This window comes from Candidatus Neomarinimicrobiota bacterium (assembly GCA_018647265.1).
GTDB lineage: Bacteria > Fidelibacterota > Marinisomatia > Marinisomatales > TCS55 > TCS55.
The window spans coordinates 1-6,884 of record JABGTK010000121.1 but is presented as its reverse complement, the minus strand read 5'-3'; the positions used below and the strand labels follow the sequence as shown (position 1 = coordinate 6,884).

The following is a 6,884-nucleotide window of genomic DNA, read 5'->3' as shown; positions in this document are numbered from 1 at the left end:
TATTTTACAAAGTCTGCCGTAATGAGGAAGTATCCTGCAAAACCCATCTTCTGGATTACTTTTAATTCATGATCAAGCCGGGATTGTAATTCAGGATTAATATCACCATATCGTTTCTGGATGCCAATTTCACACAAGTTTTGGAGATAAGTATCGGGTGTTTCGTTAACCGCATTCTCGGGTAAAGGAAAATTCGGTAAATGGTAATCGCCCATTGGGAGTTCAATATCTATACTATCGGCAATCTTTCTAGTATTTTCAATCGCATTGGGCACATCCTTAAACATTTCATGCATCTGGTCTTGAGTTTTAAAATAAAACTCCGGTGTGGCGTAGCGCAGACGGTTGGGGTCATCCCTCTCTTTGCCAGTCCCCAAACAGATATGCACATCATGGGCTTCCCAGTGTTCGTGCTTGGCATAATGGGCATCATTGGTACAGACCAATGGTAGATTCAATTCACCAGCCAACTTTTTCATATTTTGAATATTTTGAATCTCAGCAGGGATGCCATGGTTCTGGACTTCTAAGTAAAAATTCCCATCAAAAATCTCCGCAAAACGCAGGGCGGCCTCTTTGGCGCCGTCCCAATCATCCTTCAACATTTTTTCGGTAATCTCACCTTTTAGACACCCGGAGAGGCAAATCAATCCTTCACTGTGTTCTTTCAGTAAATCGATATCTATACGAGGACGATAATAAAATCCATCTAAATAACCATAAGTCACCAATTTCATCAGGTTTTTATAACCGGCATAGTTTTGGGCTAATAATACAAGATGATTGTTTCCCCATCCACCATCGGCACGAGGTTTTTTATCTAATCGACTACCCATGGCCACGTATGTTTCACAACCAATAATGGGTTTAACGCCGGCTTTTTTTGCAGATTTATAATAAGGTATAACACTGAACATATTACCATGTTCTGTGAGAGCAACCGAATCCATACCCAAATCATCAATAGTATTTACTAAAGTTTGAACAGTTTGTGCCCCGTCCAAAAGGCTGTAATCGGAATGATTATGTAAGTGTACGAATTCTGAAGTCATTTAAATTGAAATTGGTTACCCCGTTTTAGCAGTCAAAAATACATTGTGTGCTTTAGAGACACAAAGCATTGTGTCTATACAAAAATTAAATCTGAACTTTTAAAACCCGATCATCACTGTTAAAATCTTGAATAAGTTCATAATTATTAAAACCGGCGGATTTAAATATACCCAAAGCTTTTTCTGGGTGTTCTCCCAACCCAACTTCCATTACAGCCCACCCGCCGGGTTTGACCAAATTTGTTATTACTTCAGCAATGCGACGATAAAATGTGAGTCCGTCTTTTTGGTCTGTAAGGGCTATTTCTGGTTCATGTTGGTGAACTTCCGGCATTGTTTCCTTAACTTCATTTTCAGGGATATAGGGCGGGTTGGATACCAACAAATCGAATTGTCCCTTAGGTAAATCATTTAAGAAATCCATATGACTAAATTCTATATTTTCTATCTTGTTCAATTTTGCATTTTTTTGTGCCATCTGAATGGCCGCTTTAGAAACATCAATAGAAAGAATAGCCGCATCAGATTTTTCTGCCCCAATTGAAACAGCGATACATCCTGATCCAGCGCCGACTTCCAAGACTTTGGGATGTGTAATGTTGCCAATGGTATGAAGGGCAACATCGACCAACCGTTCAGTTTCAGGCCTAGGAATCAGTACATCTGTGGTTACTTTAAATGGGTGACCATAAAATTCTGTTTGCCCTGTAATATACTGAAGCGGTTCTCGGGACACGCGACGTTTAACCCAACCTCGAAGTTGATTCAGTTTTATAGGTGAGATGGATTCTTCAAATTGGACATAAAGGTCGATTCGTTTATAATTTAATAAATCACAAAGGAGCCATTCAATCTCACGTTTTGGACTTTCAAATCCTTTGGATTGAAAATAATCCTCGCCCCATTTAATTATATCAATCACTCGCCAAATTTGATCTTTTCGTTCAGCGGTGTGACTCATATTATTCTGTCACAGAAGCCAATTGGGCTTGTTGATCCGCTAATTTCAAATTTTCGATAATATCACCAATATCACCATCCATGACACTCTCAAGGTTATAAGCGGTAAAATTGATGCGATGGTCAGTGATTCTCCCTTGGGGAAAATTATAGGTGCGAATCTTAGCTGAACGATCCCCGGTAGAAACCATATCTCTCCGTACGGCTGCACGTTCCCGAGCAAGCTTATCCTGTTCCTCAGCCAATAATCTTGAACGAAGAACTTTTAGTGCCGCGGCCTTGTTTTTATGCTGGGATGTTTCATCCTGACAGGTTACCACTAAACCTGTAGGGAGATGGGTAATGCGAATGGCCGATTCCGTTTTATTCACATGTTGACCTCCTGCGCCACTTGCGCGGTAAGTATCAATTTTAAGGTCCGCATCAACTACTTCAATGTCCGCTTCTTCCGCTTCAGGTAAAACTGCTACAGTTGCTGCCGATGTATGCACTCGTCCACTAGTTTCAGTCTTGGGTACACGTTGAACTCGATGTACGCCACTTTCAAATTTCATCATACCGTAAACACCTTCACCGGACACAGAAAAAATGACTTCTTTAAAACCGCCAATACCAATGGAATTTGACTCCATCACTTCATACTTCCAGCCATTGCGTTCAGCAAAACGGGAATACATACGGTAAATATCTGCTGCAAACAATGCAGCTTCATCGCCTCCTGTTCCGGCCCGAACTTCTATAATAGTATTTTTATCATCGGTAGGATCATGGGGCAACAAAAGTACTTTCAGCTCTTTTTCTAATTCGGATAAAGCTTTTTCTAATTCTTCTATTTCTGCTTGGGCAATATCCTTTAATTCAAGGTCGTCCCCTGCCAATATTTCATTATCGTCATCTATTTGTTCTTGTATAGCTATATATTCTTTTGATTTTTCTACAATAGGACGAAATCGTCGGTATTCTTTCGCCACTTCTATAAAGCGCGTTTGGTCGTTCATGAAGTCCGGTTCTGCCATCTGGGATTCAAGAGACTCAAAATGGGTGATAATATCTTTAAGTTTATCAATCATCCAATTGCTTCAGCCACATATTCCTTACCAACCATTTCTTCATATTGATCACCAAATGCTTCTTTCAGGGCAGTGATGGCCACCTCCACCATATCATCTTCCGGTTTGCGAGTGGTAATATTTTGCAGCCACAAACCCGGCGCTCTTAACATTTTGAAAAAAACGTTTTCACCATTACGAGCCGTAATCTTAATGACTTCATAAGATATACCTGCCACCAGTGGAATCATGGGCAAGTGTACCATCAATCGGATGGGCAAACTAATATGGCCTGTTATAGACATAACAATGGTATCAATGATGGAAAAAACGATTATGGCTGATAGTAAAACGATAAACATAAAACTTGTCCCACAACGGGGATGCTGTGTTGGGAAGCTCTGTGCGTTGGGTATATCCACATTTTTGCCCGATTCGAAATTATAGACCACGCGATGCTCCGCACCGTGGTATTGAAATAGACGACCCACATCTTTCATAAGTGAAATGAGAAAGAGGTACACGACAAAAAAAGTAATTCGAAAACCGCCAGATACCATATTGAATGCCACAGCTTCTTTTTCGACATCCAACAGCTTTGTGGTTATCCACATAGGCGCAATCATGAAAAGTGTTACAGCCAAAAGAATCGCAAAAGCGGAGGATAAAAAATCCATCAATTTACTAGGCTTTTTGTCTTCTTCTTCCGGAATGGCAATATCCGCAGACCATTGCAAAGTGGCCATGCCCATTTTCATCGCTTCAAATAATCCTGCCATACCTCGAAAAATCGGTTTCTTCCAAAAAGATGATCGTTCCACAATCGATTTAAAATCATGGCGGTCAACATGGACTTTTCCCTCAGGGTCTCTTACCGCGGTGGCATAGGCTCCTGGGACGCGCATCATGACCCCTTCGATAACGGCTTGCCCACCCACCAGAATAGTGGGTTTCATTATGGATAATAAAATTGTTTTAATCATAAAAAAAAAGGCCCCAGGTTAGACGTACCAACCATGAGGCCATTCCTATTTTTACTTATGTTACTGGTTTGCTTTGCCGTATTTCTTTTTGAACTTTTCAATACGTCCAGCAGTATCAACCAGCTTTTGTTTTCCTGTATAAAATGGATGACATTCAGAACAGATTTCAATCCGCTGATCGCCCATTGTACTATACACCTCAAATGTATGGCCACAGGAACAAACAACATTACCCATTTTATATTCGGGATGTGTATTTGCTTTCATTGGTAACTCCCTATTTCTAATCAATTTAATTGTTCTAAAACTTTTTGCACGCGGCTAATTCCCTCGCGAATTATTTCTTCCCCCACGGGGTAAGAAAAACGTATATGTCCTGGCGCACCAAACCCGTCCCCGGGGACTGTTACAACTTTGGCTTCACTTAAGATCACTTCACAAAGATCAAATGAATCTTTAATAACTTTTCCGCGAAATGATTTGCTAACATAGTTGGAAAAATCCGGAAACGCATAAAATGCGCCACCTGGAATGTCACAATTTACACCGGGAATGTCATTGAGAAGCGACACCATTAAGTCGCGCCGCTCTTTAAATTTTCCCAGCATCATTGCCACCGCAGATTGGTCACCTGTCAGTGCTTCTACCGAAGCAGCTTGGCCAATCGAATTTGCACATGATGTTGCCTGTCCTTGAATCTTGCTCATAGCCTGAATGATGGATTTTTCACCAAAAGAATAACCAATCCGCCACCCCGTCATGGAATATGTTTTCGATAAACTCATACAGGTTACAATATTGGCACCAATGTGGTGATCGTCGCTCAATTTTTGAAAACTTGTAAATTCTCCTTCAAAAACTAGGCGTTCATAACATTCATCCGAAATAACGATCCAACCATTTTCCTTTGCAATACCAAGTATATTGATGATGGCTTCATCCGACCAGACACTTCCGGTCGGATTAGAGGGTGAATTTAAAATAATGCCTTTCACCCGATCATTTATTTTGGATTTCAAATCCTCTAGGTCAGGCTCGAAATTCTGTTTTGAAATTGTATTCACTAATACCGGTGTTGCGTCGGACAAAGTTACAAACTCAGGGAAAGACACCCAATAGGGTTTAAATATTAGCACTTCATCTCCCTCTTGAAACAGGGCTTGACAAGCCAAGTAAAGACTCTGCTTTTCTCCATTGGAAACCAACACCTGGTCTGGGGATACTACCAAATGGTTTTCCCTCTTTAGCTTAGTACAGACTGCTTCTCGTAATTCAATCGTACCTGAACCTGCAGTATATTTTGTATCACCTTTATCCATAGCCGCCTTGGCGGCATTACGAATATTTTCCGGTGTATTAAAGTCCGGCTGACCAGCGCTAAAATTAATCACATCCACGCCCTGGGCACGCAATTCTGCGGCCCGGGAAGTCATTTCGAGCGTAAAGGATGGTTTAACACGTTGAACGCGATCAGCAAAAACAGTCATGAGTTAATACTAAACTTAAAGGCTGTGTTGTTTTTTGTGATATTTTTCTGAGTTATAATTCACATCAGAAGAATCAGGCTTTTCAACTTTTGGTTTTCTGCCCCGTTTTTTAGGTGCAGAAGTCACCGCCGGTTTTTCTTTCGATTTAGCTACATTCGTTTCATAAACAGCTTCATCTTCTTCTATGTCAAACTCTTCTGAAAGAACTTTTTTGCTTCTTCTAGCAGGTGCGGAATTTTGGCCGGGGACTTTTTTAGGCCTCGGGACTTTTTCAACATCAATTTCCTGCAAATCAGATTCAGCTACTGTAGGTTCGTCCTCATCTTTAACTGCTTGGTCTTCCAACTCCTTGAGATCGCCTTCATTAAAGGAGAACACTTCTGGATTAAACAAGCCGAATAATGTGCCGTAACCACGGGTAATACCGTTTCCTATTCCCAAATAATTTGGTAATACAAAGTTGGCGCGAAACTCGCCATCAAATGCGCCCCAGTTATTTTCATCCACCGGCCTTGGGAATAATGATGATAAAGTTACTTTTGTGAAGATATTTTCTTCCAATTCCATCCCCATTTCTCGGGCCATGAATACAATATTCTGACCAAGTAAACGGTTGAGAAAATTCACTCGATCAACATTGTTCAAGAAGCGGTAACGATATCCGGTTGTTTGATTCAGTGCCACCCATGGCGTCACAAATCGGTAACGAATCAGTTTTGCGACTGGTTGAAAACGATCACTATGTTCTTCAATTTCATTGTCGAGGACTTGGAAGGTAATGTTGCCGAAATCCATGGAATCCATCTTTTTAGCGATAGATTTAATAGGATCTACTCCTTCACCGATACCAATTATGTAGATCTGTTCATTCAGTATCTTAACCTGCACGCGCGGGTAAAGAAATTTCTCGCGATAGGATCCATCAAGCATAGCTACAATTTCCTCTTCGGGAAATTGATTCATTAATACGCCTTTTACTTGGTAAGGCGTCTTTCGGACAGGCTTATCTGTGAAAACACGGACAGCGATTGTCTTAACTTCTGGGTATTTAGAACTCATTTATATCCTCCGTAGTTGCTACACCTAGAGTATTTTTGTCAAGAGAATTTAATCTTATTGACTCATTGTTTCCATAAATTCTTCATTAGTCTTAGTTCGCCGCATTCTGTCCATGATAAACTCCATAGCTTCCATAATTTTCATTTCATTGAGTAGCTTTCTCAGGATCCACATGCGCGCTAAAACTTTCTTATCTAGAAGGAGTTCCTCTTTTCTAGTCCCGGATCGGACCAAATCAAAGGAGGGATAAATACGCCGGTCACTAAGTCTGCGGTCTAAGACCAATTCCATATT

The 6,884-nt window shown here is 40.8% G+C and carries 8 protein-coding genes; all 8 read right to left on the bottom strand.

Annotated elements, in window-relative coordinates; all coding sequences use genetic code 11:
* Positions 1–1,052, bottom strand: a 1,052-nt coding sequence (locus tag HN459_07365; protein ID MBT3479264.1) for a PHP domain-containing protein, incomplete at its 3' end; no start/stop codon positions are given.
* An 85-nt stretch (positions 1,053–1,137) separates the two neighbouring features.
* A complete protein-coding gene (prmC, locus tag HN459_07360) occupies positions 1,138–2,013 on the bottom strand; it encodes a peptide chain release factor N(5)-glutamine methyltransferase (protein ID MBT3479263.1) in 876 nt (291 codons plus the stop codon).
* 1 nt (position 2,014) lies between these two features.
* A complete protein-coding gene (gene prfA / locus HN459_07355) occupies positions 2,015–3,082 on the bottom strand; it encodes a peptide chain release factor 1 (protein ID MBT3479262.1) in 1,068 nt (355 codons plus the stop codon).
* Complete coding sequence (locus tag HN459_07350) at positions 3,079–4,044, bottom strand: DUF1385 domain-containing protein (GenBank protein ID MBT3479261.1); 966 nt, start codon at positions 4,042–4,044, stop codon at positions 3,079–3,081. The genes prfA and HN459_07350 overlap by 4 nt, the downstream gene beginning before the upstream one ends.
* 60 nt (positions 4,045–4,104) lie before the next feature.
* Complete coding sequence (gene rpmE, locus HN459_07345; protein MBT3479260.1) at positions 4,105–4,311, bottom strand: 50S ribosomal protein L31; 207 nt, start codon at positions 4,309–4,311, stop codon at positions 4,105–4,107.
* 20 nt (positions 4,312–4,331) lie between these two features.
* The gene (locus tag HN459_07340) at positions 4,332–5,531 is read right to left on the bottom strand and encodes a pyridoxal phosphate-dependent aminotransferase (GenBank protein MBT3479259.1); all 1,200 of its coding nucleotides are present in this window, start codon (positions 5,529–5,531) and stop codon (positions 4,332–4,334) included.
* A gap of 15 nt (positions 5,532–5,546) precedes the next feature.
* Positions 5,547–6,590 carry a hypothetical protein gene (locus tag HN459_07335; GenBank protein ID MBT3479258.1) on the bottom strand — a complete coding sequence of 348 codons (1,044 nt, stop codon included), beginning with the start codon at positions 6,588–6,590 and terminating at the stop codon, positions 5,547–5,549.
* 54 nt (positions 6,591–6,644) lie between these two features.
* A partial coding sequence (gene rho, locus HN459_07330; protein ID MBT3479257.1) for a transcription termination factor Rho occupies positions 6,645–6,884 on the bottom strand: 240 nt, incomplete at its 5' end.

Coding starts and splice junctions, on each gene's coding strand:
- prmC (MBT3479263.1), bottom strand. CDS start 2,013: ATGAGTCACACCGCTGAACGAAAAGATCAAATTTGGCGAGTGATTGAT.
- prfA (MBT3479262.1), bottom strand. CDS start 3,082: ATGATTGATAAACTTAAAGATATTATCACCCATTTTGAGTCTCTTGAA.
- HN459_07350 (MBT3479261.1), bottom strand. CDS start 4,044: ATGATTAAAACAATTTTATTATCCATAATGAAACCCACTATTCTGGTG.
- rpmE (MBT3479260.1), bottom strand. CDS start 4,311: ATGAAAGCAAATACACATCCCGAATATAAAATGGGTAATGTTGTTTGT.
- HN459_07340 (MBT3479259.1), bottom strand. CDS start 5,531: ATGACTGTTTTTGCTGATCGCGTTCAACGTGTTAAACCATCCTTTACG.
- HN459_07335 (MBT3479258.1), bottom strand. CDS start 6,590: ATGAGTTCTAAATACCCAGAAGTTAAGACAATCGCTGTCCGTGTTTTC.